Genomic DNA, 18,202 nt, shown 5'->3' with positions numbered 1-18,202 from the left:
GCGAACATGCTGGATAAAATTGTTATTGCCAACCGCGGCGAGATTGCATTGCGTATTCTTCGTGCCTGTAAAGAACTGGGCATCAAGACTGTCGCTGTGCACTCCAGCGCGGATCGCGATCTAAAACACGTATTACTGGCAGATGAAACGGTCTGTATCGGCCCTGCTCCGTCAGTAAAAAGTTATCTGAACATCCCGGCAATCATCAGCGCCGCTGAAATCACCGGCGCAGTAGCAATCCATCCGGGTTACGGCTTCCTCTCCGAGAACGCCAATTTTGCCGAGCAGGTTGAACGCTCCGGCTTTATCTTCATCGGCCCGAAAGCTGACACCATTCGCCTGATGGGCGACAAAGTGTCGGCAATCGCCGCGATGAAAAAAGCAGGCGTTCCTTGCGTACCGGGTTCTGACGGCCCGCTGGGCGACGATATGGATAAAAACCGTGCCATTGCTAAACGCATTGGTTACCCGGTGATTATCAAAGCCTCCGGTGGTGGCGGCGGTCGTGGTATGCGCGTAGTACGCGGCGACGCTGAACTGGCACAATCTATCTCCATGACTCGTGCGGAAGCGAAAGCTGCTTTCAGCAACGATATGGTTTACATGGAGAAATACCTGGAAAATCCTCGCCACGTCGAGATTCAGGTACTGGCTGATGGCCAGGGCAACGCTATCTATCTGGCGGAACGTGACTGCTCCATGCAGCGTCGTCACCAGAAAGTGGTCGAAGAAGCACCAGCTCCGGGCATTACCCCGGAACTGCGTCGCTACATCGGCGAACGTTGTGCTAAAGCGTGTGTTGATATCGGCTATCGCGGTGCTGGTACGTTTGAGTTCCTGTTCGAAAACGGCGAGTTCTATTTCATCGAAATGAACACCCGTATTCAGGTAGAGCACCCGGTTACTGAAATGATCACCGGTGTTGACCTGATCAAAGAACAGCTGCGTATCGCTGCCGGTCAGCCGCTGTCTATCAAGCAAGAAGAAGTTCACGTTCGCGGTCATGCGGTGGAATGCCGTATCAACGCCGAAGATCCTAATACCTTCTTGCCAAGCCCGGGCAAAATCACCCGTTTCCACGCGCCAGGCGGTTTTGGTGTGCGTTGGGAGTCTCATATCTACGCGGGATACACCGTGCCGCCGTACTATGACTCAATGATCGGTAAACTGATTTGCTACGGTGAAAACCGCGACGTGGCGATTGCGCGCATGAAGAATGCATTGCAAGAGCTGATCATCGACGGTATTAAAACCAACGTTGATCTGCAGATCCGCATCATGAACGACGAGAACTTCCAGCATGGTGGAACTAACATCCACTATCTGGAGAAAAAACTCGGTCTTCAGGAAAAATAAGACTGCAAAAGCGTCAAAAGGCCGGAATTTCCGGCCTTTTTTATTTCTGGGGATCGACAAGCCCCATAAGGTACAATCCCCGCTTTCTTCACCCATCAGGGACAAAAAATGGACACTCGTTTTGTTCAGGCCCATAAAGAGGCGCGCTGGGCGCTGGGGCTGACCCTTTTGTATCTGGCGGTATGGTTAGTAGCCGCTTACTTACCAGGCGTTGCCCCCGGTTTTACCGGCTTTCCGCGCTGGTTTGAGATGGCCTGCATCCTGACGCCGCTGCTATTTATTGGACTGTGCTGGGCGATGGTGAAATTTATCTATCGCGATATCCCACTGGAGGATGACGATGCAGCTTGAAGTGATTCTACCGCTGGTCGCCTATCTGGTGGTGGTGTTCGGAATTTCGGTTTACGCGATGCGTAAACGGAGCACGGGCACCTTCCTCAATGAGTATTTCCTCGGCAGCCGCTCCATGGGCGGCATTGTGCTGGCGATGACGCTCACCGCGACCTATATCAGCGCCAGCTCGTTTATCGGCGGGCCAGGTGCTGCTTATAAATACGGGCTGGGCTGGGTATTACTGGCGATGATCCAGCTACCTGCGGTCTGGCTTTCGCTCGGTATTCTCGGCAAGAAGTTCGCGATTCTCGCGCGCCGCTACAATGCGGTAACACTGAACGACATGCTGTTTGCCCGCTACCAGAGCCGTCTACTGGTATGGCTGGCGAGCTTGAGTTTGTTGGTCGCGTTCGTTGGTGCCATGACAGTGCAGTTTATCGGTGGAGCCCGGTTGCTGGAAACCGCTGCGGGTATTCCTTATGAAACCGGCCTGCTGATTTTCGGTATCAGCATTGCGTTGTATACCGCCTTTGGCGGCTTTCGCGCCAGCGTGCTGAACGACACCATGCAAGGGCTGGTGATGCTGATTGGCACCATTGTTCTGCTAATTGGTGTGGTACATGCCGCTGGCGGTTTAAGCAATGCGGTAGAGACGCTACAAACTATCGATCCGCAACTGGTAACACCACAAGGCGCTGACGATATTCTGTCGCCTGCCTTTATGACCTCATTCTGGGTGCTGGTGTGCTTTGGGGTTATTGGCCTGCCGCATACCGCGGTACGCTGTATCTCTTATAAAGATAGCAAGGCAGTACATCGGGGGATCATCATCGGTACGATTGTGGTCGCAATCCTGATGTTCGGTATGCACCTGGCCGGAGCCTTAGGTCGGGCGGTGATCCCCGACCTTACCGTACCGGATTTGGTAATCCCGACATTGATGGTAAAAGTGCTGCCACCGTTTGCTGCCGGGATCTTCCTTGCTGCACCGATGGCCGCGATCATGTCGACGATCAACGCCCAATTGCTGCAAAGTTCCGCTACGATCATTAAAGATCTCTATCTGAATATCCGTCCGGATCAAATGCAAAACGAGACGCGTCTGAAGCGGATGTCGGCAGTGATCACGTTGGTCCTCGGCGCGTTACTGCTGCTTGCTGCCTGGAAGCCGCCAGAAATGATCATCTGGCTAAATTTGTTGGCCTTCGGTGGGCTGGAGGCTGTCTTCCTGTGGCCGCTGGTGCTGGGTCTTTACTGGGAACGCGCCAACGCCAAAGGAGCGCTGAGTGCAATGATCGTTGGCGGTGTGCTGTATGCCGTACTCGCGACCCTGAATATTCAGTACCTGGGCTTCCACCCTATCGTGCCCTCGTTACTGCTAAGTTTGCTGGCTTTCCTGGTCGGAAACCGTTTCGGTACTTCCGTCCCGCAAGCTACCATTTTGACCACTGATAAATAAAGAGTTTTGCAATGCCTTGGATCCAACTGAAACTGAACACCACTGGCGCGAACGCAGAAGATCTTAGCGATGCGCTGATGGAAGCGGGTGCCGTATCCATTACTTTTCAGGATACCCACGATACGCCGGTGTTTGAGCCTCTGCCGGGCGAAACGCGCCTGTGGGGCGACACCGATGTGATTGGTCTGTTCGATGCTGAAACCGACATGAATGAAGTCGTGGCGATTATGGAGAATCATCCACTGCTCGGCGCGGGCTTCGCACACAAAATCGAACAACTGGAAGACAAAGACTGGGAGCGCGAATGGATGGACAATTTCCACCCAATGCGCTTTGGCGAACGTCTGTGGATCTGCCCAAGCTGGCGTGATGTGCCAGACGAAAACGCCGTCAACGTGATGTTAGACCCAGGCCTGGCGTTTGGTACGGGTACCCATCCAACCACCTCTTTGTGCCTGCAATGGCTCGACAGCCTCGATTTAACTGGTAAAACGGTGATCGACTTTGGCTGTGGTTCCGGCATTCTGGCTATCGCAGCGCTGAAACTGGGCGCAGCAAAAGCGATTGGTATTGATATCGATCCGCAGGCGATTCAGGCCAGCCGCGACAACGCCGAACGTAATGGCGTTTCTGACCGTCTGGAACTCTACTTACCCAAAGATCAGCCAGAAGCGATGAAAGCCGATGTGGTGGTCGCTAATATCCTGGCAGGCCCATTACGTGAACTGGCACCGTTAATCAGCGTCCTGCCGGTTTCAGGCGGTTTGTTAGGCCTTTCCGGTATTCTGGCAAGCCAGGCAGAGAGCGTTTGCGAAGCTTACGCGGATTGCTTCGTTCTGGACCCGGTCGTGGAAAAAGAAGAGTGGTGTCGCATTACTGGTCGTAAGAATTAACCGCCAGAATGCGGCATAGTGATGTAGAGCAAACTGCGAGCAACGTCACAAAAGGCACGTAATTTTGCTGATTATTTAGGCAAATTTGCGTGCCAAAATTTTCATTCATAAAGAAAAATTGAGAACTTACTCAAATTTCTTTGAGTGCGAATTTTAATCAGTTATTTCTAATGTGATGATTTTTATGATTAATTATTCCTCTGAGTTCATTTTAAATGCAATTCTTTGATCCATCTCAGAGGATTGGTCAAAGTTTGGCCTTTCATCTCGTGCAAAAAATGCGTAATATACGCCGCCTTGCAGTCACAGTATGGTCATTTCTTAACTCATGCGCATCGGACAATATCAGCTCAGAAATCGCCTGATCGCAGCGCCCATGGCTGGCATTACAGACAGACCTTTTCGGACGTTGTGCTACGAGATGGGAGCCGGATTGACAGTATCCGAGATGATGTCTTCTAACCCACAGGTTTGGGAAAGCGACAAATCTCGTTTACGGATGGTGCACATTGATGAACCCGGTATTCGCACCGTGCAAATTGCCGGTAGCGATCCGAAAGAAATGGCGGATGCAGCACGTATTAACGTGGAAAGCGGTGCCCAGATTATTGATATCAATATGGGTTGCCCGGCTAAAAAAGTGAATCGCAAGCTCGCAGGTTCAGCCCTCTTGCAGTACCCGGATGTCGTTAAATCGATCCTTACCGAGGTCGTCAATGCAGTGGACGTTCCTGTCACCCTGAAGATTCGCACTGGTTGGGCGCCGGAACACCGTAACTGCGAAGAGATTGCCCAACTGGCTGAAGACTGTGGCATTCAGGCTCTGACCATTCATGGCCGTACACGCGCCTGTTTGTTCAATGGAGAAGCTGAATACGACAGTATTCGGGCAGTTAAGCAGAAAGTTTCCATTCCGGTTATCGCGAATGGCGACATTACTGACCCGCTTAAAGCCAGAGCTGTGCTCGACTATACAGGGGCGGATGCTCTGATGATAGGCCGCGCAGCTCAGGGAAGACCCTGGATCTTTCGGGAAATCCAGCATTATCTGGACACTGGGGAGTTGCTGCCCCCGCTGCCTTTGGCAGAGGTTAAGCGCTTGCTTTGCGCGCACGTTCGGGAACTGCATGACTTTTATGGTCCGGCAAAAGGGTACCGAATTGCACGTAAACACGTTTCCTGGTATCTCCAGGAACACGCTCCAAATGACCAGTTTCGGCGCACATTCAACGCCATTGAGGATACCAGCGAACAGCTGGAGGCGTTGGAGGCATACTTCGAAAATTTTGCGTAAACAGAAATAAAGAGCTGACAGAACTATGTTCGAACAACGCGTAAATTCTGACGTACTGACCGTTTCTACCGTTAACTCTCAGGATCAGGTAACCCAAAAACCCCTGCGTGACTCGGTTAAACAGGCACTGAAGAACTATTTTGCTCAACTGAACGGTCAGGATGTTAATGACCTCTATGAGCTGGTACTGGCTGAAGTAGAACAGCCCCTGTTGGACATGGTGATGCAATACACCCGTGGTAACCAGACCCGTGCTGCGCTGATGATGGGCATCAACCGTGGTACGCTGCGTAAAAAATTGAAAAAGTACGGCATGAACTAATTCAGGTTAGCTAATTGCTTGATTAAAAGGCGCTACTCGGCATGGGGAAGCGCCTTTTTTATAGGTGTCACAAAGGGAGTGACCATGAGAACAGGATGTGAACCCACCAGGTTTGGCGACAATACAAAGACCATTATCCATGGTGATGCATTAGCTGAACTTAAAAAGATACCCGCAGAAAGTGTCGATCTAATTTTTGCCGACCCGCCTTATAACATCGGCAAAAATTTCGATGGCCTGATCGAAGCGTGGAAAGAAGATCTGTTTATTAACTGGCTATTTGAAGTGATTACAGAGTGCCACCGCGTTCTGAAAAAACAGGGCAGCATGTACATCATGAACAGCACGGAAAACATGCCCTTTATCGATCTCCAGTGCCGCAAGCTTTTTACCATCAAAAGCCGCATCGTCTGGTCATATGACAGTTCCGGAGTACAGGCAAAGAAACACTACGGTTCCATGTATGAACCCATCCTGATGATGGTGAAAGATGCCAGAAACTACACATTCAACAGCGACGCTATTCTGGTAGAGGCTAAAACCGGATCGCAGCGCGCGTTGATCGATTACCGCAAAAATCCCCCGCAGCCTTACAATCATCAAAAAGTACCAGGTAACGTCTGGGATTTTCCACGCGTACGTTATTTGATGGATGAATATGAAAACCATCCGACGCAAAAGCCTGAAGCTTTACTGAAGCGCATTATTCTCGCCTCTTCTAACCCTGGCGATGTCATTCTCGATCCGTTTGCTGGTAGCTTCACCACCGGTGCCGTCGCCGTCGCGACCGGGCGAAAATTCATTGGCATTGAGATTAACAGCGAGTACATCAAGATAGGACTACGCCGGCTGGATGTCGCGTCACATTACTCCATGGAAGAGCTGGCGAAAGTGAAAAAAAGAAAAACCGGCAACCTGTCAAAACGAAGCCGGTTAAGCGAAGTTGACCCCGATCTCATTGCAAAGTAAAGGAAGTGTAAGCCTGGTTTTCAGATTATTCATTTCGTGTATATTTCCTGCCAGACTTGGTTAAACATGCACAGGCTCAGGTAATGATTCGCAAGTATTGGTGGCTCGTCGTTTTCGCTGTCTCCGTTTTTCTGTTTGATACCTTACTGATGCAGTGGATTGAACTGCTGGCAACAGAAACAGACAAATGTCGCAATATGAACTCGGTTAATCCGCTAAAACTGGTTAACTGTGACGAGCTGGATTTTTACAATAGGATGTAACTTTATACGATATCTAATTCATTTGTTTTATGAATTAATTTCGTTATGTTTTCATCTGGGATAAACATTCTTAATACATTATCGACTAATGCGGGTGCTTGTTTATAAAGATCGTAACCCGCCATATTCATTAACCAGTTTTGAACAATACCGCTGAAGGCGCCATCAATAATAATCATCACAACATCTAAATCGAGGTTATTTGCTACACAACCTTGTTGCTGACATGCTTGCAATACTTCGCGCAGAATCTGTGGATTAAAGCCCATCTTTTCACGTATTACTGCCTCGGCCAGCATTTCATCACTAAATTCACATTTGTGATATAAGATTTGCAGTAATGCCTGTTGGCGGGGAATTTCGGCAATATATTGCAAGCCAACAATCAGTTTTTCACGCAATTGCTGGTACGGGCTATGGCCTGGCCCTGCAGCCAGTCGCTCCTGGATTAACTCCCGCAATGATGGCTGTTGCAACCACATCTCATTAAACAGTTGGGTCTTGTTTTCGAAGTGCCAGTAGATAGCGCCACGCGTGACGTTAGCGGCGTCGGCGATGTCATTGAGCGTCGTCTTGCTTACGCCATGCTGCGCAAACTGGGCGATGGCGGTTTCAATCAGTTCTTGCCGGGTCTTCAGAGCTTCGGCTTTAGTTCTTTTTGCCATTGTTAATTATTCAGGAAATAAATATATTCGACACGGAGTGAGAAAATAGCGAAGGGTAATCTATCACCTAATGCGTATTTATACGAGAGGCTAAATTTGTCTGTCATAAATCATCAAATAGCTCAAACTTATCATTTAGCTATAATGCATTCATTTAACAAATATATATTTCATTTTAAGTGAAAGTAATTCATCTCATTTCAATTAACGGCAAAACAAAACATTAGAATATTAATCTTTTTTTGTGTTTATGTGCCCTGGAACGCCAGTATTCATAACTATTCCTTACATCACCGGACGATAATTTGTAGGATAGAGAACTGTATTTTTATTTCTGCGAGTTAACGCGTTGCCTTTTTCAGGCTAATAACGCGCTTTTGGTTTTTTGAGGAATAGTAATGACAAAACATGCCAGGTTTTTCCTCCTGCCCTCCTTTATCATGATCTCCGCAGCGTTAATTGCGGGCTGTAACGATAAGGGAGAAGAGAAAGCTCACGTCGGTGAACCGCAGGTTACCGTTCATGTTGTGAATACGGCTCCGTTAGAAGTTAAAACTGAATTACCAGGCCGTACTAATGCTTTCCGTATTGCCGAAGTTCGCCCGCAGGTTAGCGGGATCGTACTGAATCGTAATTTCACTGAAGGCAGCGATGTGCAGGCAGGCCAGTCCCTGTACCAGATCGATCCAGCGACCTATCAAGCAAGTTATGACAGCGCGAAAGGCGAACTGGCGAAAAGCGAAGCTGCCGCTTCCATCGCGCATTTGACGGTAAAACGTTATGTTCCGCTTGTGGGTACGAAATACATCAGCCAGCAGGAATACGACCAGGCCATTGCCGATGCTCGTCAGGCCGATGCTACCGTCATAGCCGCAAAAGCCACAGTCGAAAGCGCCCGCATCAATCTCGCTTATACCAAAGTGACTGCGCCAATTAGCGGACGTATCGGCAAATCTTCGGTGACCGAAGGTGCTCTCGTCACTAACGGGCAAACGACCGAACTGGCGACTGTCCAGCAACTCGATCCTATCTATGTCGATGTGACCCAATCCAGCAACGACTTCATGAGACTGAAGCAGTCCGTAGAGCAAGGTAGTTTGCATAAGGAAAACGCCGCCAGCAACGTAGAGCTGGTCATGGAAAACGGTCAAACCTATCCCCTGAAAGGCACTCTGCAATTCTCTGATGTGACCGTTGATGAAAGCACCGGTTCCATTACCCTGCGCGCAGTTTTCCCTAACCCGCAACACACGCTTCTGCCAGGTATGTTTGTGCGCGCACGGATTGATGAAGGTGTACAACCTGACGCCATTCTTATCCCGCAACAAGGCGTTAGCCGTACACCGCGTGGTGACGCTACCGTGCTGATTGTTAATGATAAAAGCCAGGTTGAGGCACGTCCTGTTGTCGCCAGCCAGGCCATTGGCGATAAATGGCTGATTAGCGAAGGGCTTAAAGCGGGTGATCAGGTCATTGTCAGCGGCCTGCAAAAAGCGCGTCCGGGAGAGCAGGTTAAAGCCACTACCGATACCCCCGCAGATACTGCGTCGAAGTAAGGCAATCTGATATGGCAAACTTTTTTATTCGACGACCAATATTTGCATGGGTGCTGGCCATTATTCTGATGATGGCGGGCGTACTGGCGATCCTACAATTGCCCGTCGCCCAGTATCCAACCATTGCCCCACCTGCGGTTTCTGTGTCGGCAAACTATCCGGGCGCTGATGCGCAAACCGTGCAGGATACGGTGACACAGGTTATCGAACAGAATATGAACGGCATCGATAATCTGATGTATATGTCCTCCACCAGCGATTCAGCCGGTAGCGTGACAATTACTCTCACCTTCCAGTCAGGGACCGACCCAGACATTGCGCAAGTGCAGGTGCAAAACAAACTTCAACTCGCCACACCGTTGCTGCCGCAAGAAGTCCAGCAACAGGGGATTAGTGTCGAGAAATCGAGTAGCAGCTTTTTGATGGTAGCTGGATTTGTTTCTGATAACCCAAGTACCACACAAGACGATATTTCTGACTACATCGCCTCTAACGTCAAAGATACCATTAGCCGTCTGAATGGCGTCGGCGACGTGCAACTGTTCGGCGCTCAGTACGCTATGCGTATCTGGCTCGATGCCGATCTGCTGAACAAATATAAACTCACATCGGTTGATGTCATTAACCAGTTGAAGGTGCAGAACGACCAAATTGCTGCCGGTCAGTTAGGCGGTACGCCGGCATTACCGGGACAGCAGCTAAACGCGTCGATTATTGCCCAGACACGGTTAAAAGATCCGGAAGAGTTCGGCAAAGTCACCCTGCGCGTTAACAGCGACGGTTCGGTGGTACGGCTAAAAGATGTCGCACGGATTGAACTCGGTGGTGAAAACTATAACGTTATCGCCCGTATCAACGGCAAACCCGCGGCTGGCCTCGGCATTAAACTGGCAACGGGTGCTAACGCACTCGATACCGCAAAAGCCATCAAGGCCAAACTGGCAGAATTGCAGCCGTTCTTCCCACAGGGAATGAAGGTTCTCTACCCTTATGACACCACGCCTTTCGTCCAGCTTTCTATCCAGGAGGTGGTGAAAACGCTGTTCGAAGCCATTGTCCTGGTATTCCTGGTGATGTATCTGTTCTTGCAGAACATGCGGGCAACATTGATACCCACCATTGCTGTACCTGTCGTTTTGTTAGGAACGTTTGCCATACTCGCCGCTTTTGGTTACTCCATCAACACGCTAACGATGTTCGGGATGGTGCTTGCCATCGGGCTTCTTGTTGATGATGCGATAGTCGTTGTGGAGAACGTCGAGCGCGTAATGATGGAGGATAAACTCCCCCCCAGAGAAGCGACGGAAAAATCGATGTCGCAAATCCAGGGCGCGCTGGTAGGTATCGCGATGGTACTGTCGGCGGTATTTATTCCGATGGCATTCTTCGGTGGCTCAACAGGGGCAATTTATCGCCAGTTCTCCATCACTATTGTTTCAGCAATGGCGCTTTCAGTGCTGGTTGCGCTGATTCTCACCCCCGCGTTATGTGCAACATTACTGAAACCAGTCTCTGCCGAGCATCACGAAAATAAGGGAGGTTTCTTCGGCTGGTTTAACACCACTTTCGATCATAGCGTTAATCACTACACCAGTAGCGTTGGTAAAATCCTCGGTTCCACAGGGCGATATTTACTGATCTATGCGCTGATTGTCGCCGGAATGGTAGTACTGTTTTTACGCCTCCCTTCTTCTTTCTTGCCGGAAGAAGATCAGGGTGTCTTCCTGACCATGATCCAACTGCCGGCTGGCTCGACGCAAGAGCGGACACAAAAAGTACTGGATGAAGTGACGGATTACTATCTGAAGAACGAGAAGGCGAACGTTGAAAGTGTCTTTACAGTCAATGGGTTTAGCTTCAGTGGTCAGGCGCAAAACGCCGGGATGGCCTTTGTCAGCCTTAAACCGTGGGAAGAGCGCAGTGGCGAAGAAAATAGCGCGGAAGCGGTAATCCAACGTGCCAAAATGGAGCTGGGTAAAATCCGCGACGGTTTTGTCATTCCATTCAATATGCCAGCCATTGTTGAACTGGGTACGGCAACGGGTTTCGACTTTGAGTTAATCGATCAGGCGGGTCTCGGCCACGATGCCTTAACCCATGCTCGCAACCAGTTGCTTGGCATGGCGGCGCAACATCCTGAAAGCTTAGTCAGTGTGCGCCCTAATGGCCTGGAAGATACCGCGCAGTTCAAACTTGAAGTTGACCAGGAAAAAGCACAGGCATTAGGCGTTTCGCTTTCTGACATTAACCAGACCATTTCTACGGCGTTGGGCGGGACTTATGTCAACGACTTCATCGACCGTGGCCGCGTGAAAAAAGTATATGTTCAGGCGGATGCCAAGTTCCGCATGCTGCCAGAAGATGTCGATAAACTTTATGTCCGCAGCGCCAACGGCGAAATGGTGCCATTCTCCACCTTTACCACTTCACATTGGGTATATGGTTCTCCGCGTCTGGAACGCTACAACGGTCTACCTTCCATGGAGATTCAGGGGGAAGCCGCGCCAGGCACCAGTTCCGGCGATGCGATGTCGCTAATGGAAAGCCTCGCCTCACAACTACCTAACGGAATCGGTTATGACTGGACGGGTATGTCATATCAGGAACGCTTGTCAGGCAACCAGGCCCCTGCTCTGGTAGCCATTTCATTCGTGGTCGTTTTTCTGTGTCTTGCGGCGCTCTATGAAAGCTGGTCAATTCCTGTCTCGGTTATGTTGGTCGTGCCGTTAGGGATTGTCGGCGTGCTGCTGGCGGCGACACTCTTTAATCAGAAAAATGACGTTTATTTTATGGTGGGCTTGTTAACGACAATTGGCTTATCGGCTAAAAACGCTATTTTGATTGTTGAGTTCGCCAAAGACCTGATGGAGAAAGAGGGGAAAGGTGTTATTGAAGCGACGCTGATGGCCGTACGTATGCGTCTTCGTCCTATACTGATGACATCTCTCGCCTTTATTCTCGGCGTATTACCGCTGGCTATCAGTAATGGTGCGGGAAGCGGTGCGCAGAACGCGGTAGGGATTGGAGTCATGGGTGGCATGATTTCCGCAACATTACTGGCTATCTTCTTCGTCCCTGTGTTCTTTGTGGTGATCCGCCGTTGCTTCAAAGGGTAAAATTAAGGCACAAAGGCGTCTTCGGACGCCTTTTTAATTTGCAGTTAAAACTATAAAAATTAATGAGTTAATAATTCATTGAGTCTTGAATTGAGTGCATTCATTCTTTCTCCCTTCATTATTTTTACAATTCACATAATTTGTCATTATTCATCTCGCAAGAATTATAACTCCTGGTGATAAAATGGCATTCAGCACGTTAATAAGAAAGTTAGCTTATTAAGCGGTAGCGTTATTACTGAGGTAACACCATGAAAAGATTAATTCCTGTCGCATTGCTCACCGCATTGCTGGCGGGCTGCGCTCACGATTCCCCCTGCGTTCCGGTTTATGACGATCAGGGCCGTCTGGTTCACACCAATACCTGTATGAAAGGTACGACTCAGGATAACTGGGAAACTGCCGGGGCTATTGCTGGCGGGGCGGCGGCTGTCGCGGGCCTGACGATGGGGATCATCGCACTGTCGAAATAACTAAACAGGGCGCGAGCTTTCGCGCCCTGTTTAACGGCACAGAATCTCTCCGTAAGATAAAATACAACTATATTCTTATAGCTTATTTCCTTTTAATTTAGCATTTTATTTCAAACCATCGAAATAACACATCTATTAAATTTCACACTCCTTTAAAACACATGCTCACGCTAACAATCATTATCCTGCTTAGTAAAATATGAATAAATATTTTGCGCTAAAATGTGGTGTATGTTTCATTTTCGCACCATTGCGGGGCGATGTTTTTATTATTTCCTGTCTACACTCAGCTTATTGCGACGCGGAATCGTGCGCAAAAGCTGGCACTACTTTTGCTTATAAAAGGATGGCCACAGACAGGTAAAAGACGTTTCCCAAACGTCCTATAACGATAATTTTCGCCTCACAGGAAGCATTATGAAAAAGATGATGATAGCCACACTGGCTGCCGCCAGCGTGCTGCTTGCCGTTGCAAATCAGGCGCATGCTGGCGCGACATTTGATGCCGTAAAGAATAAAGGGTTTGTTCAATGTGGGATCAGTGACGGATTGCCTGGGTTCTCTTATGCCGATGCAGACGGTAAGTTTTCAGGTATTGATGTAGATGTTTGTCGAGGTGTTGCCGCTGCTGTATTTGGCGACGACACAAAAGTGAAATACACCCCGCTCACCGCAAAAGAACGTTTCACCGCTTTACAGTCAGGGGAAGTGGATTTGCTCTCCCGTAATACGACCTGGACTTCATCCCGCGACGCAGGAATGGGAATGGCATTTACTGGCGTCACTTATTACGACGGCATTGGCTTCCTGACGCACGATAAAGCGGGATTAAAAAGTGCGAAAGAGCTGGATGGCGCAACAGTCTGTATTCAGGCGGGGACTGATACCGAACTCAACGTTGCCGATTACTTCAAGGCGAACAATATGAAGTACACGCCAGTAACCTTCGATCGCTCAGACGAATCCGCAAAGGCACTGGAATCTGGTCGCTGCGATACGCTGGCCTCGGATCAGTCGCAACTGTATGCCCTGCGGATCAAATTAAGTAATCCTGCCGAATGGATTGTCCTGCCAGAAGTTATCTCTAAAGAACCGCTTGGTCCGGTAGTCCGTCGTGGCGATGATGAATGGTTCTCTATTGTGCGCTGGACCCTGTTCGCCATGCTGAATGCTGAAGAGATGGGCATCAATTCCCAGAACGTTGATGAAAAAGCGGCAAATCCGGCTACGCCTGATATGGCGCATCTGCTAGGTAAAGAGGGCGATTACGGCAAGGATCTGAAGCTGGATAACAAATGGGCTTACAACATCATCAAACAGGTGGGTAACTACTCGGAAATTTTTGAGCGCAACGTCGGCTCTGAAAGCCCGCTGAAAATTAAACGTGGGCAAAATAATCTCTGGAATAACGGCGGTATTCAGTACGCTCCGCCCGTGCGTTAAGTCGGTGTGAGGTAACGGGCGTCGCTACGGCGGCGCTCTCTTCAGCGTTATGGTTTCCGAGGTTTATATGCCCCATCGCCGCTCAACCGTTAAAGGATCGCTCTCCTTTACCAACCCTACGGTTCGCGCCTGGTTATTCCAGATCCTGGCCGTTGTTGCCGTCGTCGGCATTGTTGGTTGGTTATTTCACAACACCGTGACGAATCTGAACAATCGCGGCATTACATCAGGGTTTGCCTTTCTGGATCGCGGCGCAGGTTTCGGGATCGTCCAGCATTTGATCGAGTACCAGCAGGGCGATACCTACGGACGCGTTTTTATTGTCGGCTTACTCAATACGCTACTGGTTTCGGCATTGTGTATTGTATTCGCTTCTGCCCTGGGCTTCTTTATCGGTCTGGCGCGACTTTCGGATAACTGGCTGCTACGAAAGCTTTCCACAATTTATATTGAGATCTTCCGTAATATTCCCCCGCTACTGCAAATCTTCTTCTGGTACTTTGCCGTGTTGCGCAATTTGCCCGGGCCGCGACAGGCTGTGAGTACGTTTGATCTCGCCTTTTTGAGCAATCGAGGGCTTTATATTCCATCGCCGCAGCTGGGAGATGGATTTATTGCGTTTATCCTGACTGTTGTTATTGCTATAGCCATTTCTGTTGGACTATTCCGTTTTAATAAAACGCACCAGATAAAAACCGGACAGTTGCGCCGAACCTGGCCGATCGCCTCTATGTTGATCATTGGTTTGCCTTTACTGGCGCAATGGCTTTTTGGCGCGGCACTACACTGGGATGTTCCGGCGTTACAAGGCTTTAACTTCCGCGGCGGGATGGTGCTTATCCCTGAGCTGGCAGCCTTAACGTTGGCGCTTTCAGTTTATACATCTGCATTTATCGCCGAGATTATTCGTGCCGGAATTCAGGCGGTGCCTTATGGTCAGCACGAAGCGGCGCGTTCGCTGGGATTACCCAACCCGGTTGCGCTACGCCAGGTGATCATTCCACAAGCGCTGCGGGTGATTATTCCACCACTTACCAGCCAGTATCTCAACATCGTCAAAAACTCCTCTCTTGCCGCCGCTATCGGCTATCCAGATATGGTTTCGCTGTTTGCTGGCACCGTGCTGAACCAGACCGGGCAAGCCATAGAGACGATTGCTATGACCATGTCGGTCTATCTGATTATCAGCCTGACTATCTCGCTGCTGATGAATATCTATAACCGCCGTATCGCGATCGTTGAACGCTAAGGAGTCATGATGACAAAAGTATTGCTGTCTCATCCCCCGCGCCCGGCGAGCCATAACTCTGGCCGCGCTATGCTGTGGGTGCGCAAAAATCTGTTCTCCAGTTGGAGCAATAGCCTGCTGACTATTGGCTGTCTGTGGCTGATGTGGGAACTGATTCCACCGCTGCTGAACTGGGCTTTTTTACAGGCAAACTGGGTTGGCTCAACACGTACCGACTGCACAAAAGCTGGTGCCTGTTGGGTCTTCATCCACGAACGATTTGGTCAGTTTATGTATGGGCTTTACCCACACGACCAGCGCTGGCGAATTAACCTGGCATTACTGATTAGCCTTGTTTCTATCGCGCCAATGTTCTGGAAATTACTCCCATATCGCGGTCGCTATATTGCTGTATGGGCGGTGATTTACCCGCTCATTGTCTGGTGGCTAATGTATGGCGGTTTTCTTGGTCTGGAGCGGATTGAAACCCGGCAATGGGGCGGACTGACACTGACGTTGATTATCGCCTCTGTTGGGATTGCTGGGGCGCTGCCGTGGGGGATCCTGTTGGCGTTAGGCCGTCGTTCCCATATGCCGATAGTGCGTATCTTGTCAGTCATTTTTATCGAATTCTGGCGTGGCGTACCGCTGATTACCGTGCTGTTTATGTCTTCGGTCATGCTGCCGCTCTTTATGGCGGAAGGCACCAGCATCGACAAACTGATTCGTGCGTTGGTCGGCGTTATCCTCTTTCAGTCAGCATATGTTGCAGAAGTCGTGCGAGGCGGATTGCAGGCATTGCCCAAAGGGCAATACGAAGCGGCAGAGTCGCTAGCGTTAGGTTACTGGAAAACCCAGGGGCTGGTTATTCTGCCGCAGGCACTGAAGCTGGTGATTCCTGGGCTGGTAAATACCATCATCGCACTCTTCAAAGATACCAGTCTGGTGATCATCATCGGGTTGTTCGATCTTTTCAGTAGCGTTCAGCAGGCAACCGTTGACCCCGCCTGGCTGGGTATGTCCACAGAAGGGTATGTGTTTGCCGCACTGATCTACTGGCTCTTCTGTTTCAGCATGTCGCGCTATAGCCAGCATCTGGAAAAACGTTTTAACACCGGGCGTACACCGCATTGAGGACACTATGAGCCAAATTTTACTGCAACCTGCTAACGCGATGATTACGCTGGAAAACGTCAATAAATGGTATGGGCAATTCCATGTCTTAAAAGATATTAATCTGACAGTGCAAACCGGTGAGCGTATCGTTTTGTGTGGTCCTTCCGGTTCCGGGAAATCGACAACCATTCGCTGTATTAATCATCTGGAAGAACACCAACAGGGACGGATCGTGGTGGATGGCATCGAGCTTAACGAAGATATTCGCAATATTGAGCGCGTCAGGCAGGAAGTGGGAATGGTTTTTCAGCATTTCAATCTCTTCCCACATTTGACCGTTTTACAGAACTGTACCCTGGCACCGATTTGGGTGCGTAAGATGCCGAGGAAAGAGGCTGAAGCTCTGGCGATGCATTACCTTGAGCGAGTACGAATTGCCGAACATGCGCAGAAGTTTCCCGGGCAGATCTCCGGCGGCCAGCAGCAACGCGTCGCCATTGCACGGTCACTCTGCATGAAACCAAAGATCATGCTGTTTGATGAACCTACGTCGGCGCTCGATCCGGAGATGGTAAAAGAAGTGCTGGATACAATGATTGGGCTAGCGCAGTCAGGTATGACGATGCTGTGCGTAACGCATGAGATGGGATTTGCGCGAACTGTCGCTGATCGAGTGATTTTTATGGATCGTGGGGAGATAGTGGAACAAGCTGCACCGGATGAATTTTTTGCGCATCCTAAATCGGAGCGTACGAGGGCATTTTTATCGCAGGTAATCCATTAAGTTGTACATGGATTCGAAACGCAAAAAGGCCATCCTTTCGGATGGCCTTTCGCTTGATTTGATGTCTGGCAGTTCCCTACTCTCGCATGGGGAGGCCCCACACTACCATCGGCGCTACGGCGTTTCACTTCTGAGTTCGGCATGGGGTCAGGTGGGACCACCGCGCTACTGCCGCCAGACAAATTCTTTTCTAATCTGCCGAACTTTAACCTAAAAAGTGGTGCTGATACCCAGAGTCGAACTGGGGACCTCACCCTTACCAAGGGTGCGCTCTACCAACTGAGCCATATCAGCACGCTAAATTTGATGCCTGGCAGTTTATGAATCACTTCGTGATTCACCCTTCGGGCCGTTGCTTCGCAACGTTCAAAAGCTTTCGCTTTTGTCACTACTCTCTTGTCGAGTAATGAACTGCCTCAAAGGTCAGTGCCATACTTCTTAATTTGATGCCTGGCAGTTCCCTACTCTCGCATGGGGAGACCCCACACTACCATCGGCGCTACGGCGTTTCACTTCTGAGTTCGGCATGGGGTCAGGTGGGACCACCGCGCTACTGCCGCCAGGCAAATTCTGTTTTATCAACACGTCTTTCTCCGACCTGTCGATTTAATCTGTATCAAGCTGATATTGTCGTCTCTTCGCCAAAACATCTTCGGCGTTGTAAGGTTAAGCCTCACGGTTCATTAGTACCGGTTAGCTCAACGCATCGCTGCGCTTACACACCCGGCCTATCAACGTCGTCGTCTTCAACGTTCCTTCAGGACCCTTAAAGGGTCAGGGAGAACTCATCTCGGGGCAAGTTTCGTGCTTAGATGCTTTCAGCACTTATCTCTTCCGCATTTAGCTACCGGGCAGTGCCATTGGCATGACAACCCGAACACCAGTGATGCGTCCACTCCGGTCCTCTCGTACTAGGAGCAGCCCCCCTCAAT

16 protein-coding genes, 1 tRNA gene and 3 rRNA genes are annotated in these 18,202 nt (G+C 49.8%); 15 read left to right on the top strand and 5 right to left on the bottom strand.

Annotated features, from left to right (window positions below):
• The first annotated feature begins 6 nt into the window (after positions 1-6).
• From accC to H9644_RS13335, 8 genes are all read left to right on the top strand, one after another.
• Positions 7-1,356 carry an acetyl-CoA carboxylase biotin carboxylase subunit gene (gene accC, locus H9644_RS13370; RefSeq protein WP_000884622.1) on the top strand — a complete coding sequence of 450 codons (1,350 nt, stop codon included), beginning with the start codon at positions 7-9 and terminating at the stop codon, positions 1,354-1,356.
• 108 nt (positions 1,357-1,464) lie between these two features.
• On the top strand, positions 1,465-1,707 hold the full coding sequence (locus tag H9644_RS13365; RefSeq protein ID WP_000381170.1) for a YhdT family protein: 243 nt from the start codon (positions 1,465-1,467) through the stop codon (positions 1,705-1,707).
• Positions 1,697-3,148 (top strand): sodium/pantothenate symporter, encoded by a 1,452-nt coding sequence (panF, locus tag H9644_RS13360; protein WP_191774929.1) that lies wholly within the window; start codon positions 1,697-1,699, stop codon positions 3,146-3,148. The genes H9644_RS13365 and panF overlap by 11 nt, the downstream gene beginning before the upstream one ends.
• A gap of 11 nt (positions 3,149-3,159) precedes the next feature.
• Positions 3,160-4,041, top strand: a complete 882-nt coding sequence (gene prmA, locus H9644_RS13355; protein ID WP_191774927.1) for a 50S ribosomal protein L11 methyltransferase — start codon at positions 3,160-3,162, stop codon at positions 4,039-4,041.
• A 328-nt stretch (positions 4,042-4,369) separates the two neighbouring features.
• On the top strand, positions 4,370-5,335 hold the full coding sequence (gene dusB, locus H9644_RS13350) for a tRNA dihydrouridine synthase DusB (protein ID WP_032345182.1): 966 nt from the start codon (positions 4,370-4,372) through the stop codon (positions 5,333-5,335).
• Between the two features lie 25 nt (positions 5,336-5,360).
• Complete coding sequence (gene fis, locus H9644_RS13345) at positions 5,361-5,657, top strand: DNA-binding transcriptional regulator Fis (protein WP_000462905.1); 297 nt, start codon at positions 5,361-5,363, stop codon at positions 5,655-5,657.
• An 84-nt stretch (positions 5,658-5,741) separates the two neighbouring features.
• Positions 5,742-6,626 carry an adenine-specific DNA-methyltransferase gene (gene yhdJ / locus H9644_RS13340; RefSeq protein WP_064529477.1) on the top strand — a complete coding sequence of 295 codons (885 nt, stop codon included), beginning with the start codon at positions 5,742-5,744 and terminating at the stop codon, positions 6,624-6,626.
• Between the two features lie 83 nt (positions 6,627-6,709).
• Complete coding sequence (locus H9644_RS13335) at positions 6,710-6,889, top strand: DUF2556 family protein (RefSeq protein WP_001517193.1); 180 nt, start codon at positions 6,710-6,712, stop codon at positions 6,887-6,889.
• Between the two features lie 2 nt (positions 6,890-6,891).
• Here H9644_RS13335 and envR read toward each other — a convergent pair whose 3' ends face one another.
• Positions 6,892-7,554 carry an acrEF/envCD operon transcriptional regulator gene (gene envR / locus H9644_RS13330; RefSeq protein ID WP_064529475.1) on the bottom strand — a complete coding sequence of 221 codons (663 nt, stop codon included), beginning with the start codon at positions 7,552-7,554 and terminating at the stop codon, positions 6,892-6,894.
• A gap of 398 nt (positions 7,555-7,952) precedes the next feature.
• On the opposite strand from envR, the gene acrE reads away from it, so the two are divergent.
• The 7 genes from acrE (at position 7,953) to H9644_RS13295 (ending at position 17,270) form a co-directional block, all read left to right on the top strand.
• Positions 7,953-9,110 carry a multidrug efflux RND transporter periplasmic adaptor subunit AcrE gene (acrE, locus tag H9644_RS13325; RefSeq protein WP_064529474.1) on the top strand — a complete coding sequence of 386 codons (1,158 nt, stop codon included), beginning with the start codon at positions 7,953-7,955 and terminating at the stop codon, positions 9,108-9,110.
• An 11-nt stretch (positions 9,111-9,121) separates the two neighbouring features.
• Entirely contained in the window at positions 9,122-12,226 is a 3,105-nt protein-coding gene (gene acrF, locus H9644_RS13320; protein WP_191774925.1) for a multidrug efflux RND transporter permease subunit AcrF, read from the top strand.
• Positions 12,227-12,477: 251 nt separating this feature from the next.
• Entirely contained in the window at positions 12,478-12,699 is a 222-nt protein-coding gene (locus H9644_RS13315) for a putative periplasmic lipoprotein (RefSeq protein WP_000825639.1), read from the top strand.
• Positions 12,700-13,116: 417 nt separating this feature from the next.
• Entirely contained in the window at positions 13,117-14,142 is a 1,026-nt protein-coding gene (locus H9644_RS13310) for an amino acid ABC transporter substrate-binding protein (protein WP_191774923.1), read from the top strand.
• A 67-nt stretch (positions 14,143-14,209) separates the two neighbouring features.
• Complete coding sequence (locus tag H9644_RS13305; protein ID WP_191775066.1) at positions 14,210-15,391, top strand: amino acid ABC transporter permease; 1,182 nt, start codon at positions 14,210-14,212, stop codon at positions 15,389-15,391.
• Between the two features lie 9 nt (positions 15,392-15,400).
• The gene (locus H9644_RS13300) at positions 15,401-16,504 is read left to right on the top strand and encodes an amino acid ABC transporter permease (protein WP_191775064.1); all 1,104 of its coding nucleotides are present in this window, start codon (positions 15,401-15,403) and stop codon (positions 16,502-16,504) included.
• Between the two features lie 7 nt (positions 16,505-16,511).
• Entirely contained in the window at positions 16,512-17,270 is a 759-nt protein-coding gene (locus H9644_RS13295) for an amino acid ABC transporter ATP-binding protein (RefSeq protein WP_191774921.1), read from the top strand.
• Between the two features lie 63 nt (positions 17,271-17,333).
• Here the strand turns inward: H9644_RS13295 and rrf (H9644_RS13290) are convergent.
• From rrf (H9644_RS13290) to H9644_RS13275, 4 genes are all read right to left on the bottom strand, one after another.
• Positions 17,334-17,449: ribosomal RNA gene (gene rrf / locus H9644_RS13290) — 5S ribosomal RNA — on the bottom strand.
• Positions 17,450-17,488: 39 nt separating this feature from the next.
• A tRNA-Thr gene (locus H9644_RS13285) sits at positions 17,489-17,564 on the bottom strand.
• Between the two features lie 154 nt (positions 17,565-17,718).
• Positions 17,719-17,834 (bottom strand): 5S ribosomal RNA (gene rrf / locus H9644_RS13280).
• Positions 17,835-17,932: 98 nt separating this feature from the next.
• Positions 17,933-18,202: ribosomal RNA gene (locus tag H9644_RS13275) — 23S ribosomal RNA — on the bottom strand; the annotation flags it as partial.

The organism is Escherichia whittamii (genome assembly GCF_014836715.1).
Classification (GTDB): domain Bacteria; phylum Pseudomonadota; class Gammaproteobacteria; order Enterobacterales; family Enterobacteriaceae; genus Escherichia; species Escherichia whittamii.
This window is presented reverse-complemented; position numbering and strand designations above follow the sequence as displayed.